Source organism: Pararhizobium sp. PWRC1-1 (assembly GCF_049897905.1).
GTDB lineage: Bacteria > Pseudomonadota > Alphaproteobacteria > Rhizobiales > Rhizobiaceae > Pararhizobium.
Genome location: NZ_JAFCXE010000015.1, coordinates 154,130 through 170,783 on the forward strand (window position 1 = coordinate 154,130; position 16,654 = coordinate 170,783).

Below are 16,654 nucleotides of genomic sequence, written 5' to 3' on the forward strand. Positions count from 1 at the left end.
TTAGTTAAGTTTTAACCGCGGGGGGGGCGTCTGGGAATTCCTACGCAGTAGGGTGTCCGGCCGCAGCCTGTCCAGGATCCACTCGTTAGGATGGAAAGCGGGGCGGACGATTCACGGCGTCCGACCAGACATCGCGGCTGGACAATTCAATGTGCTCCGGAGGAATAGATGGGGATTGTACTGAAAGCCTTAACTGTCGTGCTTGGGGCTGTGCAGCTTTCAGCGTGCTCGATACATCCTAGACCTGAAGACTACATCAACGTTTCGACCTACGACATCGTGAACCGGATCCGCTGCGAGAGCAGGGCTGCAGTAATCAATTCGGTAGAGACCTATCTAGGCACCCGCGAAGACGAGGCGACAACGCGCATTTGGAAGGCGCACCAGCAAGCGGGCGGCGGGGCGACTACCGTCAGGGCGTCTGATTATCCCGGTGATGTCGGACGCCTCCTAGCATTGTTCTGGCGGACGGGGATCGTTTACAATTTCAGCCTCGACATGACCGAAATCAATAACGTCGGAGCAGAGGCCCATTTCCTGAGACCATTGGTCCGAACCGGATTTAATCTCGAGCTCAAGTCGGCACTTGACCGCCAACGGCAGAACGTGCGGACCTTCACGATAGCGGACGACTTCGCCGGACTTCTCGAGGTTCCCGCCAAGTCCTGCAAGGGGCAGATCGTCGGCGAGAATTTCATCTATCCAATCACGGGCAAGATCGGGGTCGAAAAAATGATCCACGCGTTCATCTATCTAACGCTTTTTCAGAATCTGGCGGGGAAGGCCGATAATCTGAGCGGCCCGCCCACTATGGGCGATTCTCTGGAATTCACGACGACCGTAACCGGTTCGGCCACGCCCAAAGTCACATTTGCCGAGGTTGGAAAACACTTCCAAATCGTTGACGGACAACTCTCGGGCACCGTAACCCGAACCGACGTACACAAGGTCGTCGTCGGGCTTGCGCTCGACCCTTCTGCAAGCGGCCAGGTTATCGACGCCCGCAACGACGTCGGTCGGCGCTTGATCTCGGTCGCTCCGCGCACGCGCGCCCAGTTGGCGGCCGCTATCGTGGTCGATCAGATCGTCGAACAGCAGGCATTATCTCGAACGATCGTCATAGAAAGGTAGGATGCAACGATGGCACTCAAATCGACTACGGGTCAGAAACCCGTTTTCATGACTGGCACTGATCCGGTCGAGCTTAGGCTGAAGGATTTGTTCGACATACTCGACGCCGTCCGCGACGCGCAACACGGAAAAGACTTGGAACAACTCGTTCAAAGCGGCGATCTCAGAGTTCTTGTCCCGGCGGAGACGGTAAACGCGTTCAAGAACTTTGTCGCGGCTCGATCCGAGCTTCGCGATACCGAGGTCGGAGCTAAAATCCTGTTTCCCTCGGCCGAGCCCATGGGGCGGTCTTCCGGCCGCGCTCGGTGCTGTGGTTTCGACAGTTCGGGTTGATGCCGACTACAGTGTCGTCGTGCTCATTCATGCCGTTTTCAACCTGTTGACTGCTTTCATTTCGCCTGCGGTCCGGTGTGGCCAGTGGCTGCGGAACCATGGAGCAAACGCCACCGATCCCGCGAGCGGACCTACACGTTCATCGGGTAGAGAAAATGACGCTTTCACTCATGTGGCGTCGACGCGGCTTTCCCATTTCTGTCGTGCAAATCACAGGGTCGTACATCCTCGTCCCCGCGCTGCGGATCGCGGGCCCGCGGAACCTTGCCGAGTTCCGCGGGTTGGTTACGGTAACAAAGGGGAAAATGGGAATGACACGCACAAGCGACGACACCCACGCGCGCTTACGACTTGCCGCCGCCAGTAAGAAGGCGGTTCCACTCCAGGTCCAAGAACCACCGTTATCCCATCCGAAGTAAATAACGGGTCGTCAACAGACGTTTGACAAAAAGGCCCAGTCGTAGATTTCGCAGAAACGATGAATCCCAGGCCAAGTCGGATGCGGAATACAACTTCGGGGGCAGTCGGTCCCGATTTCCGCCGGGGTGGCGGCGCTACGCTAAATCTCCTGCGGCTACCCCGAGAACCGAAGTTGCATGCGCGAATTCCCGAACCGTGGCTATGCTACCGCTATGCTCGGTTCTCCGATATGCTCTTCTTGCGCTGTTCGGCGGCATGGGCAGGCTTAGCCGACGAATAATACATTTTCCGCGTCGGTTGACGTCAAAACCGCAGGTGCGACGTGTGTGAATCCTTGGCCCGTGCTGGCAAATATGGCCAAAGACCGAACGGCAGATCGCTCAGCGTCACGGGGAGATCGCACGATAATGCTTGCGCTCATCCACATCCGCCGGAACCCGCACCCTTCGGTGAACTCGTCCGAGACGAAGTCCAGCGAACATCACCTGGCATCTGGTTCGGCGTCAGTGCTGATGTTCGCACCCTTGCATCGGCAAGATGCTCGTCAGCCTTGCTGTGCATCGGGCACGAACTTTCCTTCATATCGGACGCGAAAATTGCGGCGTTCGGTCTCTACCCGGAAGCACAGGAAAATCAGCTCGAGATCGTTTTTATTGTCGATGCGTCCGAGCAGGCAGAGAGTGACGACAGCTGTTTCCAGATAGCTGCCGCTCAACCTGATAGCCGCGTTTCTGATTTCGTTGATGCCGAGGTCGTTGCGGTTGTCGCTACGCTGGTAGACCAGCCAAAAACGTGTCGTCTGCCAGATCGACCGAAAGGCATCCGTCACGTGCTCTCTAAACTCTGCGGAGCTCATGGCCGGAGTCCTGGAGACAGTAAGCTCCTCGTCCAAGCCGTACACATTGAAGTACCCGTCGAAATCGTTTCCGCTCGACAGCCGTTCCTCAATCATTTGGAATGCTGTGGCGTCGGTGATGGAATTTCTGAAAAATACGGCCATGGACGCCAGAAAAACGGGACGGTCGATAGGGCTCGTGACGCTCCGTTCCATGAACGTCGTCGTCACGTCCGGAGAAAACGCGGATCATCGCTAAAGTGTACAGCTTATAAAGCCGGTTTCTTCTTTGGAGCCGGCAGGAGACCGTCCCGCTGGAGTTGCTTGCGAGCAAGCTTGCGCTGGCGGCTGATGCCCTCGGACTTCTGGCGCGCCTTCTTCACCGACGGCTTCTCAAAGGCTTCCCGCAGTCGCATTTCCCGGAAGACGCCTTCACGCTGGAGCTTTTTCTTCAAGACGCGAAGCGCCTGATCAACATTGTTGTCGCGAACCAATACCTGCATTTGAAACCTTTCGACGCTTGCAATTCTGCAAGGGACCGGCGGCAATTTAACGTTTTGCCCGGACTTTACTAGCGGGCAGCCCACGATTTTTCGGCGATCAACGTGCAAAATTATCCGGAACCAGGAAGATTTAATTTTCCGGAGTTCGCCCACCCTCATCCATCAACCGATTGATCTCCGTTTCAAGGTCGAGGGGCTGTCCGGTTGCAGGTTCGTCCGTGTTCGGAATATGTTCTGCTGCTATTGCTGCAGCGGCGGTGACGCGATGCGCGGCGGATCGTTCGCGGACGAGGGAGCGGTAACGCCGGGCAACCTCCGGCATGTCGAGATGCCCGGCAATCCATTCTTCGATCCATGCGTGGAAACGGTCGTCCTGTTCAACGGCGTGGCCTGCATCCCGCGCTCGCTGAAACGCATTCTCCGCAGCTCTTCGTCTGACCTCAGCTGACATCTGACCCTCATGCTATGCTTGGTTTGCCCGAACACAGGTGTGGCGTCTGGAATGTCCTTGCGCCCCAGCGGTCCCAGCACCCTGTGGTATTCTTGACGCTGCGTGCGGTTAAAGTGTGACCGGCGGGCCGTCGCGCTTTGGGGTGGCCGAGACTTCGTCTAAGGGGTAGCGGCGGATACACGCAAACCAATAGCGCGAATAATTGGCGAAGAGACACATCAGGAGGTTCTGTTTGGGAAAAATGCAAAGGCAATCCGTTCACGATGACGGTAACGCATCCTAAAGCTGCATGCCCTACAACCTGAATATGGGGGCATTGATGACCAAAATATTGAAGTTTCAGCCAGCGAAAAAGTCGAGGTGGGACGTAAAACCCGCCGAAATGGCAGCGGTGGGGCTCGCGTTGATGTGTGGCCTCGGTTTTGGCGCCTATAGCCCTATGCCTGCCAGCGCGAGTGGCGAGTATATCTCCAAGCAGTTCAGCATATGCAGTGGCCCCGTACGCGTGACCTGCGTCGTGGACGGCGACACGTTCTGGCTCGATGGCACAAAGATCAGAGTGGCCGATATCGATGCCCCGGAAATCGGCGAACCCAAATGTGCTTCCGAAAAAGCTCTTGGCGAAAGGACGAAACTGCGGTTGCGCGAGATGCTCAACGCCGGCGCCTTCGATCTCGCCGCGTTTGAGAACCGGGACGAAGACAAATATGGCCGAAAACTTCGCGTGATCATGCGGGGCGGACGGTCGTTGGGAAACCAGCTGGTGACGGAGGGTTTGGCACGAACCTGGACCGGCAGGCGCGAACCATGGTGCTGACAGCACGAAACGGAATGCAAATCGTCCACCGCCATTTTGCTATCCGGGCAAGGTGGCTGCCGGCGATATTTGCAGTTATGTTGATCCTCGCACCGCTCTCCGCTCACGGCGCGAACACGCCCTGCAGCGGTCGCAAAGGTGGCGTCGATCGCTGCCAGGGAGAGACGTTCATCTGCAGAGATGGGTCCGTCAGCGCCAGCAAGAAGTCCTGCGCAGCCATCATGGGTGGAGCGGGTCTGATGAGTTCACCTTCACAAGAGATGACGCCGGCGTTATCCGCCGACTGCTCGTGCCGCTCGGGACGGTTTTGCGTTGGACCGAGGGGTGGGCACTACTGCCTGTCAGATAGCGGCAAGAAAAGCTATCTGAAGAAGTAATCGCTCAGACTGAAGCCGAACGCATCTCGGCATCGAAGGCAACCGGACGTCGGAGTCCCGCCATAGCTCGCGCCCTTCGCGGGCTCATCACATCACCAACCCGTCGAATATCTCAAGCATCGCTGACCGCGTTTCCTGGTTCCGGACCGAGATCTATCCCATCCCCGGATGCCGACCCGCAAACCACACGCGTGACAGCATTCGATCGTTTCAGAGCTTGAGCTGCATCCATTTTAAGTGAAGCCCTGAACCTCTGCATCAAACGCACGGCTTGGGAACTTTGCGTATGCGGCGATCATCGCCGCATTTCTTTTGCCCTGTAAACATCCCTGACGCGACCAACAATCGGATGCGTCTAGCAACACCCAGCGTAGCTCCAAGCAACAAGCCGGCGACGGCAACTCCACCCGTTATTGCATCCGGACAGGTAAGGCGCCCGATCAGGGAAGCGGGTCATGCAGATCAGCTCAAAAACAGCCGCACTCCACCTTTGGCATTTCCAACCCCGCTCTTTTGTCTGGCATCCCTAATCCAGTCCCGTCCTTGGACGGTCAACCCGCAAGGGGTTCGCAGTTCCTGCGACCTCTCGGCTGCGCCTTCGAGGTGACCGCGGCCGAGCCCGGACAAACGGGCGCCATCGAGCGGGGATTGGCCCCGCCAACGGATGGAGCCACATATGTCGCACGATCTCAGCATCGCACAGAAACACGCACTCGATCTTGCCCGGACCCTGATGGTTCCGGTCACCCTCTTTAAGGTGGAGGGAGAGATCGGCGTCATGCCTTCCGCCGAATATGATGGCGATGAAGACGCCATCATCCACGAATACGACCCCTTCGCATACGGACCGGCTCATTGAGCCGGTTCCCCGTTCGGAGATGCCGCTTGCGCTCCGCGCGCGCAAGGGATGCTTCGCCGCGAGCTTTACTCGCATTTTTGGGAGTTGTGAACCGCGCCCTTGCGCGCTTGGGTCTTCGCGCCGGTGAGACGCTTGGTCAGGAAACGCAATGAAGGAGAAGGGTAGTCAACATGGAGAAGGCTGAAATCGAAGCCCTTCGGGTGCGGGTCGGCTGTGCCGCCGTGCTGGAACACGAAGGCTTCGCGATTGATCTCAAGGAGAGCACGCGCCGCGCCGTCAAGTTCCGGCGAGACGACGACATCATTATCGTCATTCACGACGACAAAGGCTGGTTCGACGCACGCTCAGACGCCAAGGGCGATGTCTTCGCGCTTGCGATCTATCTCATTGGCGGCGGGTTTTCCGAAGCGCTCGCGGCGGTTGGTGGACTTGTCGCCTATCAGCCCACGCTGCCGGCTTGGGAGCGGCCATCGCGCGTTCTGACCGGTAACGCGACGATCACGCAACGATGGGAACAGCGCAAGCGCCCGTGGCGCGCTTCTGCCACTTGGTCTTATCTGACCCAAAGCCGTGCCATTCCCTGGCATATCGTCTGCAAGGCAATTGATGCTGATCTCATCCGTGAAGGCCCGTATGGCAGCATGTGGGCAAAACACGCCGATGGCGCAGACCAGGTCGTCGGATGGGAAGAACGCGGACCCGATTGGCGGGGTTTTGCGACCGGGGGCGCCAAGCAGCTTTTCCGGTTCGGTGTGACAACGGCGCGGCGCATCTGCGTGACGGAGGCGGCGATCGACGCGATGAGCTTGGCAGCAATCGAGGAGGCAAGAGGTGACACGCTCTATGTGAGCACCGGCGGCGGCTGGTCGCCGCTGACCGCTCAGGCGCTAGAGACGCTCGCATCCCAGCGAAACACACAGCTTATCGCAGCGACGGACAATAACGAGCAAGGCGCGGTCTTTGCAGACCGTATCCGGAAGATGGCGGAGGTCGCCGGATGCGTCTTCTCTCGGCTGAGGCCACGCGCCGAGGATTGGAATGAGGAATTGAAGGAAAGGACGGAGAAGGGAAAGCTGCCGCATACGCCGTCAGCGCATCAAGAGTGAAGCTTCGCCCGCTCGATGAGCGGCCCTTGACCCGCCGCCCGCGAGGCGCCGGCCGAGGAGAGGTGATCAAAGGACTGAAGATGAGGTCGAGCGGACTTCTTGCTTCAGCCGAAACCTTTCAAGGAGCCGCAGATGTTCAATCCTCCAGCCATCCGAAAAGTGTTCGAAGGCGTTGCCAGCCGCCACGAGATGTACGCGCTGTTCAACCGCCACAGCCAGTCGCCGTTTGACGATGACCGGCTATCGGGCCGCCGCTACGCCGGCGAATGGTTCGAAATCACCGAGGCCGACCACGACCACATGTTCGAGATCCTACCGCCGCTGTTCATCCGTGGCGACATCTTCGCCATGAGCGAGTTTCAGGCGGCAAGCGTTACCAGCTTGTTCTTCGCGCTGAAGATCGACGACCGTTTCCGCTGGTTTCACGGCTATTGCGACCTGGTCGATCACGGCTCGCCCAGCCGCATGCGCGCCGAGATTGTCGCCCGGGAATCACGGCCGGTCCGAGCGATGAGCGCCCAAGAGAAGCTCGATCATATCTGGAGCACCACGGGGGCTGACTTCCGTGCCTACGCCGATTCACGCTTCCCCGCCAATCTGCGCAACCGCCAGATCGTGCTCGTCTATCCCGCGGCCCAAGGCAAGATCTGGAAACTGCTCGACGATCTGACCGACGAGGAGATCACCGCCAAGCTGCCGGTTCAGTTCCGGCTTCTGCCGGAAACCATCGCTGCCTGACGGGCAGCCAGCACCTCTTTCAATCCCCTTCATCCCGCCTTTGCCACCTTGCCTCCGGGCGAGTGTGCTCAGGCGCGCCTTTTCCAGGGAGTTTTCCATGGCGCATGACGATCCCTTCACGCTCGACCTGTTCGGGAACACCGCTCTGACATCCAGCTTGAACCTTGGCGTCACGGCCTTTGCCCCAGCATTTGGCGATGGCACCGACGACGACCCGCCGCCAGCAACACCAGCGCCGGCACTGCCGGCGCCTGCAACGCCTAAATCTAAAACCTCGATGGCGGCGAAGATCGACTTTCGCCTGGAAGGATCGCGCACTCTCTCCCGCACATGGCGCGAGCGGGCGCGCGACAATATAGCGGCGATCCAGATGGCGGCCGAGATTGAGCGCCAGAATCGGCCGGCGCGTCCACAGGAGCAGGATAAGCTGATCCGCTTCACCGGCTTCGGCGCATCGGATCTTGCCAACGGCATGTTCCGTCGGCCCGGCGTCCAAGAGTTTCGCGAGGGCTGGGACGGACTAGCCGACGAATTGGAGTCTTTAGTCAGTGCGGCGGACTACGCGTCGCTCGCCCGCTGCACCCAATATGCCCATTTCACGCCGGAATTCATTGTCCGCGCCATGTGGTCGGCGCTGGTGCGATTTGGATTTACCGGCGGCCGAGTCCTCGAGCCGGGGATCGGGACCGGCATGTTTCCGGCGCTGATGCCGAACACGCTCTCCCGCACCAGCCATATCACCGGCATCGAACTCGATCCGGTGACCGCTCGCATCGTTCGCTTGCTGCAGCCGCGGGCCAAGATCATCACCGGAGATTTCGCAAGGACCGAACTGCCTGATCACTTCGATCTGGCGATCGGCAACCCGCCGTTCTCCGATCGCACCGTCCGCAGCGATCCAGCGTTTCGGACGCATGGCTTCCGTCTCCACGACTATTTCATCGCCAAGGCGGTCGACCGGCTGAAACCTGGCGGGCTTGCAGCCTTCGTGACGTCCGCGGGCACGATGGACAAGGCCGACGCCCGGGCGCGTCAGCACATCGCCAGCATGTCAAATCTAGTCGGTGCCATCCGGTTGCCAGAGAAAAGCTTTCGAGCGGATGCCGGAACGGATGTCGTCGTCGATATCCTGTTCTTCCGCAAGCGTCGGGAAGACGAGCCCGTCGGTGATGATGCGTGGCTTAACCTGGCCGAGGTTCGGCCAGCCGTCGATGGCGAGCCGGCAATCCGGATCAATCAGTGGTTCTCCAACTACCCGGACATGGTGCTCGGAAAGCACGCGATCGTTTCTGGGCAATACGGCGAAACCTACACCTGCCTGCCGCTGGGCTGCGATCTGGAAACCGCACTGTCCGAGGCCATCGAGCGGCTTCCGGCCGCTATCTACGGTGGCGAGCCCGAGTCCGTCGATTTTGAGATGGAGGATGAAGTTGCCGACGCCATGGCTGAGCGGCCCGACGATCCGAGGGTCCGAGAGGGCAGCTACTTCATCGGCAAGGGCACGGCCCTCATGCAAGTCGTCGATGGTCTCGCCGTTCCCGTCGATGTTAAAAAGGGGAGGGCGGGCGACGGTGTCTTTGCCAAACATGCGCGCATCATCCGCAAGCTGATCCCGATCCGCGATGCGGTTCGAAGTGTCCTGAAGCTTCAGGAGCGTGACTTGCCTTGGAAACCGGCGCAGGTCAGTCTTCGCATCGCCTGGTCGAGCTTCGTGCGTGAGTTCGGCCCAATCAATTTCACCACCGTGTCGACATCGGAAGATCCGGAAACCGGAGAAATCCGCGAAACCCATCGGCGCCCGAACCTGCTGCCCTTTCTCGATGATCCGGATTGCTGGCTGGTCGCCTCGATCGAGGACTATGACCTCGAGACCAACACCGCAAAACCCGGTCCGATTTTTTCCGAGCGGGTAATTTCACCACCGCCGGCGCCGGTGATCAGTTCGGCGCTCGACGCGCTCGCCGTCGTTCTCAACGAGCGCGGCCATGTTGATCCCGATCATATCGCCGAACTTCTACATCGGGACGTTGCCGAAGTCACAGAGGAACTGGGGACGCGATCTTTCAGGATCCGGCGACAGGCGCTTGGGCCATGGCCGACGCCTATTTGTCCGGTGCGGTCCGATCGAAGCTGGCAAAAGCTGAGGCAGCCGCGGCGCTCGATCCTGCATTCCAGCGAAACGTCACTGCTCTGGAGCGGGTCCAGCCGGCCGATCTGCGGCCATCAAATATTACCGCAAGGCTAGGCGCCCCTTGGATCCCGGCCGACGATGTCGTTGCCTTCGTCAGAGAGACCATGGAGGCCGATATCTCCATCCATCACCTGCCGGAACTGGCGACCTGGACCGTCAATGCCCGGCAGCTGGAGTGGTCGGCCGCCGGCCCCACCGAATGGGGCACCCATCGCCGGCACGCCGGCGAGCTCTTGTCCGATGCCTTGAACTCATCGGTCCCTCAGATCTTCGATACCATCCGCGATGGCGAGACCGAACGCCGGATCCTCAATACGGTGGAGACGGAAGCGGCCAAGGAAAAGCTCACCAAGATCAAGGCCGCTTTCCAGTCGTGGATCTGGTCGGACCCCGACCGCACCGACCGGCTGGCGCGGGTCTATAACGACACCTTCAACAACATCGCGCCGCGGCACTTCAGCGGCGATCATCTCCAACTTCCCGGCGCCTCAGGCGCCTTTTCTCTCTATGGGCATCAGAAGCGCGGCATTTGGCGGATCATCTCGGCAGGAACCACCTACCTTGCCCATGCCGTCGGCGCCGGCAAGACGCTGACGATGGCTGCCGCCGTCATGGAGCAGCGCCGGCTCGGGCTGATCAACAAGGCGATGCTCGTCGTACCCGGGCATTGCCTGGCGCAAGCGGCACGGGAGTTTCTGGCGCTTTACCCGAATGCCCGCATCCTCGTCGCCGACGAGACCAACTTCGTCAAGGGAAAGCGGCACCGCTTCCTCTCGCGCGCGGCGACGGCCAACTGGGATGCGGTGATCATCACCCACTCAGCCTTCCGGTTCATCTCGGTGCCATCCGCCTTCGAGGCACAGATGATCCAGGACGAACTGGAGCTCTACGAGGACCTGCTCACCAAGGTCCATAGCCAGGACCGGCTCTCACGCAAGCGCATCGAACGCATGAAGGAGGGTCATAAGGAAAGGCTTGAGGCTCTCTCGACCCGCAAGGACGACCTGCTGACGATCTCTGAGATCGGCATCGACCAGATCATCGTCGATGAGGCGCAGGAGTTCCGCAAGCTATCCTTCGCCACCAACATGTCGACGCTGCGCGGCGTCGATCCGAACGGCTCGCAGCGCGCCTGGGATCTGTTCGTCAAATCCCGCTTTGTCGAGACGAAGAACCCGGGCCGGGCGCTGGTGCTGGCGTCCGGCACACCGATTACCAATACGCTCGGAGAGATGTTCTCCGTCCAGCGAATGATGGATAATGCGGCGTTGTCCGAGCGAGGTCTGCACGAATTCGACGCCTGGGCTTCGACGTTCGGCGACACCTCAACTGAACTCGAACTGCAACCCTCCGGCAAATACAAGCCGGTCACGCGCTTCAGCCAGTTCGTCAACGTGCCGGAACTGATCGCAATGTTCCGCTCCTTTGCCGACGTTGTGCTGCCGGCCGATCTCAGGACTTACGTGAAGGTGCCGGAGATTTCTGGCGGCAAACGCAAGATTGTCACCGCTGAACCGACCGTCGCCTTCAAGGCCTATCAGAAACAGCTCGATGCACGCATCAAGACGATCGAGATGCGCGACGGGCCGGCCAAACCCGGCGACGACATTCTCCTCTCCGTCATCACCGATGGCCGCCATGCCGCGATCGATCTGCGGTTGGTGGATCCTGCCAACGACAATGAAGAGGGCAACAAGCTCAACGCGCTCGTCCGCAATGCCTTTCGCATCTGGAAGGAGACGGGCGAGGCCGAATATCGCCGCAAGGACGGAAGGCCTTTCGAACGGCTGGGCGCCGGACAGTTGATCTTCTCGGATCTCGGTACAATCTCGGTTGAGGGGTCGCGCGGCTTTTCCGCCTATCGCTGGATCCGCGACCAACTCGTTCATATGGGCGTGCCGGCGGCGGAAATCGCCTATATGCAGGACTTCAAGAAATCCGAGGCAAAGCAGCGGCTTTTCAACGATTTCAACGCCGGCAAGATCCGCTTCATCATCGGCTCGTCCGAGACCATGGGCACCGGCGTCAATGTGCAGGCACGGCTGAAGGCGCTGCACCATCTCGACGTGCCGTGGCTGCCCTCGCAGATCGAGCAACGCGAAGGTCGCATCATCCGCCAGGGTAATCAGCACGACGAGGTCGACGTCTTTGCCTATGCGACCCTTGGTTCCCTCGATGCCACCATGTGGCAGAACAACGAGCGCAAGGCTCGCTTCATTGCAGCCGCTCTTTCCGGGGACATCAGTGTTCGCCGGCTGGAGGACATGGGTGAGAGGCAGGCCAACCAGTTCGCTATGGCCAAGGCAATTGCTTCCGGCGATCCCCGGTTGATGCAGAAGGCAGGGATCGAATCCGAGATCGCTCGCCTGGACCGGCTGCGTGCTGCCCATATCGACGATCAGCACGCCATTCGCAGGCAGATTCGCGATGCCGAGCGCGACATCGAGAACTCGGCCCGTCGCATCGGGGACATCGGCAGCGACATGGAACGGCTTATTCCGACATCTGGTGATGCCTTCGCAATGGACGTCGGCGGCATGGTGTTCGATCAGCGTAAGCTGGCGGGCAGGGCATTGATGAAAGAGATTCTGACCCTGGTTCAGCTCCAGCACGAAGGTGATATTGTCGTCGCTTCGATCGGCGGTTTCGATCTGGAATTTTCCGGCGAGCGCTTCGGCAGGGACGGATATCGCTACGCGGCCATGCTCCTGCGCACAGGCCCCGGCTATGAGATCGAGTTGCCGGTGACAGTCACGCCGCTTGGTGCGGTTTCGCGACTGGAGCATGGACTTTCGAACTTCGATAGCGAGCGGGACAGCTATCGGCATCGGTTGGCGGACGCGCATCGACGCCTGGCATCATATCGGCCTCGCTTGGGCGAGGGTTTTGCCTTGGAGCCGGAACTTGAACTGAAGCTGCTGGAAATTGCGGAGATCGAGAAGGATCTGGCGGCGACCGATGACGGAGACGGCGATGGCCAGGTGGCAGACATTGGCCGCGTGGCGGCTTAGACACAGGTTGCTGATATGGCCTCTTGAAACAACGGCCGCTCCATCCTATCTCCCGGTCATCACCCGTTTCGATAACCTCCTGCAGTGGCGATCGCCGCGCGTTCGAAGTTGTCCGGGTCTGAAAAGGCGCTCCCCGAAAGGGTCGAGCGCCTTTTCGTTTTAGACGGCCCAATATGGCACGTAGCGCGCGTTTCTTTTTCCCTGGTCGGGGTCTGCAGGAGCAATCCGGCCGAGCTTGATGGACTCGGCAATTATTGCGGAAACCGCCTGATAGTCTTCTGCAGCCAGTGAGAATCGGTCCCGCAGTGTCGCGTTGCTCATATAGTCATGGGTCAACCAACGAAGGACGCAATGGAAGAAACAAGCTCGCATCTTCTCGGCTTTTGACATCTGGTTAAACGGCCGTGGCGCGAACAGAACCACGCGCATCGAATTTTCCGATGAAATGAAATCCGGGGGCGGCAGGTGATCTGCTTCTATTTCGATCAGGGTCTTGTCGAGACCACCGCCTCGTTCCTCGCAGAGGCCGAAGGCGCGCATGGTGGATGCGAGCTTTTCGTTTCGCGATCGTCTTTCGTCGAGAATCCGATCTGTGGCGATGAGCGAGTTTCCTGGATTGGTTACCTCAATACGGTTTTCGTAAATCTCCACGACAGGCCCGACGCCACCAATGGTGAAATCCTGATGGATCATCGCATTGGCAATCACCTCGCGAATCGCGGTTTCCGGGAAGTGTGGCACCATGCGCCTTACGCCATTGATATATCGTTCTTCCTTCGGCAGACGATCCATCAGGAATTTCATCATCCCGGTAAAACCGACAGCGTAGCCCTTCTTTCCTTCATGTTCGAAATCTGACTTGGACTTGTCGCGTCCGATATATTTTATAATCCGAACCGCCTTCCCGGCGATGGAAGGAAAAAGAGTGACATCGCGCGCGAGCAGAATCGCGCCAAGATTTGTGATGTCAAAGCGCCCTTCCAGGTTATCGAGCAGGAAGCCATACTCAATCATCTTGCGAATGATTTCATCCGGGTTTTTCGGGCGGGGATCCCCGGTCAACTCAAACAGGGGATCAGGATCAAGCTTGTTAAATATGTCATCCGCGTTGGCGTTTGAAACTGCGACCGCACTTTCGAAGCGCCTGCGGCCAGTGGCGATCCACAGCGCTCTCTCGTGTTCAGGAAAATCGGAGAGTTTCTTCTTGTTTTCGCCAATGCGGATGAATTCCGAGCCGCTGAACTTCACCGGCCGCTCGTAGGAAGGTTCAATTGCGATAATGGAGAACGCCAGTCCGTCACAATCGACATCCAGAACGTCCAGCATGATCCGCGGTTCGATCATGCGGCTCAGCCAATTGGTAAAGTCTTCGTTGCCGTGTTTGAGTTGCTGCAGGCGCAGGTCTGTACCGACCCGTTCCCTGGTTTTGTCCTGAATGCCATAGACCAGGAACGCACGGTCCCTGCCGGCGAGCATTGCAGCGTTTGCTAGCGCTGAAACATATTCGCCGATCTCACGGGGGTCCTTGTTGTTGACCTTGAATTCGAGCCATGTGCTTTCGTTCGGCTCCTGTATTAGGCGATCAAGTAGCGCACAGGGATTATGGATCGGCATTCGAGAACTCCTTTTATCCCCCTTATATCAGATTCGGCGCTTTTGTCTGGCTGTTTACGCATAGATTCTTGAAAATACTAAGTAAAAACAATGCAATATGATCTTGGAAGAGGGCATACGTTATATCGTGCTTTTGTCGCAAGCCGTTTTGAAGTGTCGGGTCAGAGCCATTTCCCGCCTGATCGTTTATATCCCCCTTTTATCGACATTCAGGTGCGTAATACCAATCCTATAAAAATAACATTTGAAAACAAAGATTTAGGAAAGGCAGAGGAGAGGGGGTTATATCGGAAAAAATGGAGACCTTGAAAAACCTTTCGCAGCTCGGCGCAACGGCTGACGGTTCCCTCAAGCGCCCCGGTCGCCAGGCCGGGCCGGCGTCCTTCGCAAGGCAAGTTGTGCCTCGCTTGTCCGCACGCCAGGCCCGCTCCGGCGCAATTGCAGCCGCCGGTCCGTCCCGCGGTTCGGGAAATGTCTTCGAGAAGAAGATGAGAAGGCAAGGACAGCCTGTCCGCCCAAACCGAAAGGTGATTCCCATGCAGTTGATTACAGCCGATCCGCGCAGCCTGAAGGACAATCCCAACAGGTCCCGCCAGTCGAAATCCTCACCGCAGTCCGACGCGCTACTTTGCGCATCGATCAAGGCGATCGGCGTCGTGCAGCCACCCATCGTCAAACTCGATCCGGACGGCGGCAACAGCTACATCATCGTCTTTGGCCATCGCCGAACGTCACAGGCTATCGCCGCAGATTTGGCCGAGATTCCATTACTCCTTGCCGAGCCCTCAGACGATCTCGGCGCCATGCAGTCCTTCGCTGAAAACATCGCCCGCGAGCCGCTCAACCCCGTCGATCAATGGCGGGCCATCGAACGCCTGGTCGCACTGGGATGGACCGAGGAATCAATCGCTCTGGCACTCGCGCTGCCGGTTCGCCAGATCCGCAAGCTGCGGCTGCTGGCCAATATCCTGCCTGGAATGCTCGACCAGATGGCACGTGGGGATATGCCGAACGAGCAGCAGCTGCGCACCATTGCCGCGGCGTCCCAGGATGAACAGGTTGAAGTCTGGAAGAAATACAAGCCGAAGAAACAAGACCCCCAAGTTTCGTGGTGGGAAGTCGCCCGGGCGCTGACCGAAACCCGCATGCTGGCAAAACATGCCAGCTTCGGCGCGGATCTGGCGCAAGCATACGGCATCACCTGGACCGAGGATCTGTTTGCGCCGGCCGACGAGGACAGTCGCTACACGACCGATATCGAAGCCTTCATCGGCGCGCAGCAGGAGTGGCTCGCCAACAATCTGCCCAAGCGTGGCTCGATCATCGAAGCCAATGAATATGGGCAGGGCAAGCTGCCGCCCAAGGCCCAACAGGTCCATGGAAAGCCCGGCAAAGGCGATCTGACCGGTTGGTATGTCAATCAGCGCGATGGCTCCGTTCAGTCGATCGTCTACCACATGCCGGAAACCAAGAAGTCCGCAACTGTCGCCGGCGCCACGGCTCCGGCCGAGGAGGTTGCGGAAACAACGCAGCGTCCTGCCGTCACGCAGAAGGATCTCGATATGATCGGTGACCTACGTACCGATGCGCTGCATGAGGCACTGGCGCGCGCTCCGATCGAGGAGGACACGCTGATGGCGCTGCTCATTCTCGCCTTTGCAGGCACGAATGTGAGCGTCGCCAGCGGTTCCTCGGACAATCCCTACGGCCCCGCCAAATGCGCAGCAAATATTGCACGGCTCATCGGCGAGGACGGCAAGCTGGCGCTTGATCGCGGTACACTGATCCAAGTCGCACGATCGGTCCTGATCGAGGTGATGTCTTTGCGGCGCAACCGCTCCGACAGCGGCCTCGTTGCCCGCATTGCCGGCGTTGCGATCGGCGCCGATGGCTTCCTCCCCAATATGGCCACAGAGGACTTCCTTTCATGCCTGTCTCGCAATGCCCTGGAAGCAACCGCGGACGCAGCGGGTGTTCCAAGTCGCATCAAGGTCAAGGATACAAGGGCGGCACTCGTGGAGCATTTCGCAGAGGCGAAGCTCGTTCATCCGGCAGCGCTCATGGCGCCAGGGGTCGAAGACGTCCGGGGCTGGGCGGCACGTCATGCACCGATTGAAGCCCAAGAGGAAGGAAGCAAAACCGCGGAAGACGCGGTGGATCAACGCGTCGGTGATGGGCTCGAGGAAGACAGCGGCCCGATTGATGACAACACTGCCGACGGTTTCCGCGAGGCGGCCGAGTAGGCATACACGCGCTACCTAAAGCTTC

The 16,654-nt window shown here is 59.1% G+C and carries 12 protein-coding genes and 1 pseudogene; 9 read left to right on the top strand and 4 right to left on the bottom strand.

What is annotated here, in order from left to right; all coding sequences use genetic code 11:
• Window positions 1-168 precede the first annotated feature (168 nt).
• Together ACP7E0_RS22355 and ACP7E0_RS22360 are read left to right on the top strand one after the other, a co-directional pair.
• Complete coding sequence (locus tag ACP7E0_RS22355; protein ID WP_426127923.1) at window positions 169-1,131, top strand: hypothetical protein; 963 nt, start codon at window positions 169-171, stop codon at window positions 1,129-1,131.
• 9 nt (window positions 1,132-1,140) lie between these two features.
• Entirely contained in the window at window positions 1,141-1,464 is a 324-nt protein-coding gene (locus ACP7E0_RS22360; RefSeq protein ID WP_426127925.1) for a hypothetical protein, read from the top strand.
• 964 nt (window positions 1,465-2,428) lie between these two features.
• Here ACP7E0_RS22360 and ACP7E0_RS22365 read toward each other — a convergent pair.
• From ACP7E0_RS22365 to ACP7E0_RS22375, 3 genes are all read right to left on the bottom strand, one after another.
• Window positions 2,429-2,935 carry a hypothetical protein gene (locus tag ACP7E0_RS22365; RefSeq protein WP_426127927.1) on the bottom strand — a complete coding sequence of 169 codons (507 nt, stop codon included), beginning with the start codon at window positions 2,933-2,935 and terminating at the stop codon, window positions 2,429-2,431.
• 53 nt (window positions 2,936-2,988) lie between these two features.
• On the bottom strand, window positions 2,989-3,222 hold the full coding sequence (gene rpsU / locus ACP7E0_RS22370) for a 30S ribosomal protein S21 (protein WP_209855959.1): 234 nt from the start codon (window positions 3,220-3,222) through the stop codon (window positions 2,989-2,991).
• Window positions 3,223-3,352: 130 nt separating this feature from the next.
• Window positions 3,353-3,673, bottom strand: coding sequence for a hypothetical protein (locus ACP7E0_RS22375; RefSeq protein ID WP_426127929.1), 321 nt, complete (start codon window positions 3,671-3,673; stop codon window positions 3,353-3,355).
• Between the two features lie 319 nt (window positions 3,674-3,992).
• On the opposite strand from ACP7E0_RS22375, the gene ACP7E0_RS22380 reads away from it, so the two are divergent.
• The 5 genes and pseudogenes from ACP7E0_RS22380 to ACP7E0_RS22400 all read left to right on the top strand — a co-directional run bounded on the left by ACP7E0_RS22380 (window position 3,993) and on the right by ACP7E0_RS22400 (window position 12,772).
• A complete protein-coding gene (locus ACP7E0_RS22380; protein WP_426127931.1) occupies window positions 3,993-4,490 on the top strand; it encodes a thermonuclease family protein in 498 nt (165 codons plus the stop codon).
• Window positions 4,491-5,543: 1,053 nt separating this feature from the next.
• Window positions 5,544-5,726 carry a hypothetical protein gene (locus ACP7E0_RS22385; RefSeq protein WP_426127933.1) on the top strand — a complete coding sequence of 61 codons (183 nt, stop codon included), beginning with the start codon at window positions 5,544-5,546 and terminating at the stop codon, window positions 5,724-5,726.
• Window positions 5,727-5,896: 170 nt separating this feature from the next.
• Window positions 5,897-6,832, top strand: coding sequence for a DUF3991 and toprim domain-containing protein (locus tag ACP7E0_RS22390; protein ID WP_426127935.1), 936 nt, complete (start codon window positions 5,897-5,899; stop codon window positions 6,830-6,832).
• Window positions 6,833-6,964: 132 nt separating this feature from the next.
• Complete coding sequence (locus ACP7E0_RS22395; protein WP_426127937.1) at window positions 6,965-7,570, top strand: DUF1419 domain-containing protein; 606 nt, start codon at window positions 6,965-6,967, stop codon at window positions 7,568-7,570.
• Between the two features lie 97 nt (window positions 7,571-7,667).
• Window positions 7,668-12,772, top strand: a pseudogene (locus tag ACP7E0_RS22400) (helicase-related protein).
• Window positions 12,773-12,931: 159 nt separating this feature from the next.
• On the opposite strand, the gene ACP7E0_RS22405 reads toward ACP7E0_RS22400, so the two are convergent.
• Window positions 12,932-14,386 carry an ATP-binding protein gene (locus tag ACP7E0_RS22405; protein WP_426127939.1) on the bottom strand — a complete coding sequence of 485 codons (1,455 nt, stop codon included), beginning with the start codon at window positions 14,384-14,386 and terminating at the stop codon, window positions 12,932-12,934.
• A gap of 90 nt (window positions 14,387-14,476) precedes the next feature.
• On the opposite strand from ACP7E0_RS22405, the gene ACP7E0_RS22410 reads away from it, so the two are divergent.
• Both ACP7E0_RS22410 and ACP7E0_RS22415 read left to right on the top strand, forming a co-directional pair.
• Window positions 14,477-14,695, top strand: coding sequence for a hypothetical protein (locus ACP7E0_RS22410; RefSeq protein ID WP_426127941.1), 219 nt, complete (start codon window positions 14,477-14,479; stop codon window positions 14,693-14,695).
• Between the two features lie 227 nt (window positions 14,696-14,922).
• Entirely contained in the window at window positions 14,923-16,629 is a 1,707-nt protein-coding gene (locus ACP7E0_RS22415; RefSeq protein ID WP_426127943.1) for a ParB N-terminal domain-containing protein, read from the top strand.
• Window positions 16,630-16,654 lie beyond the last annotated feature (25 nt).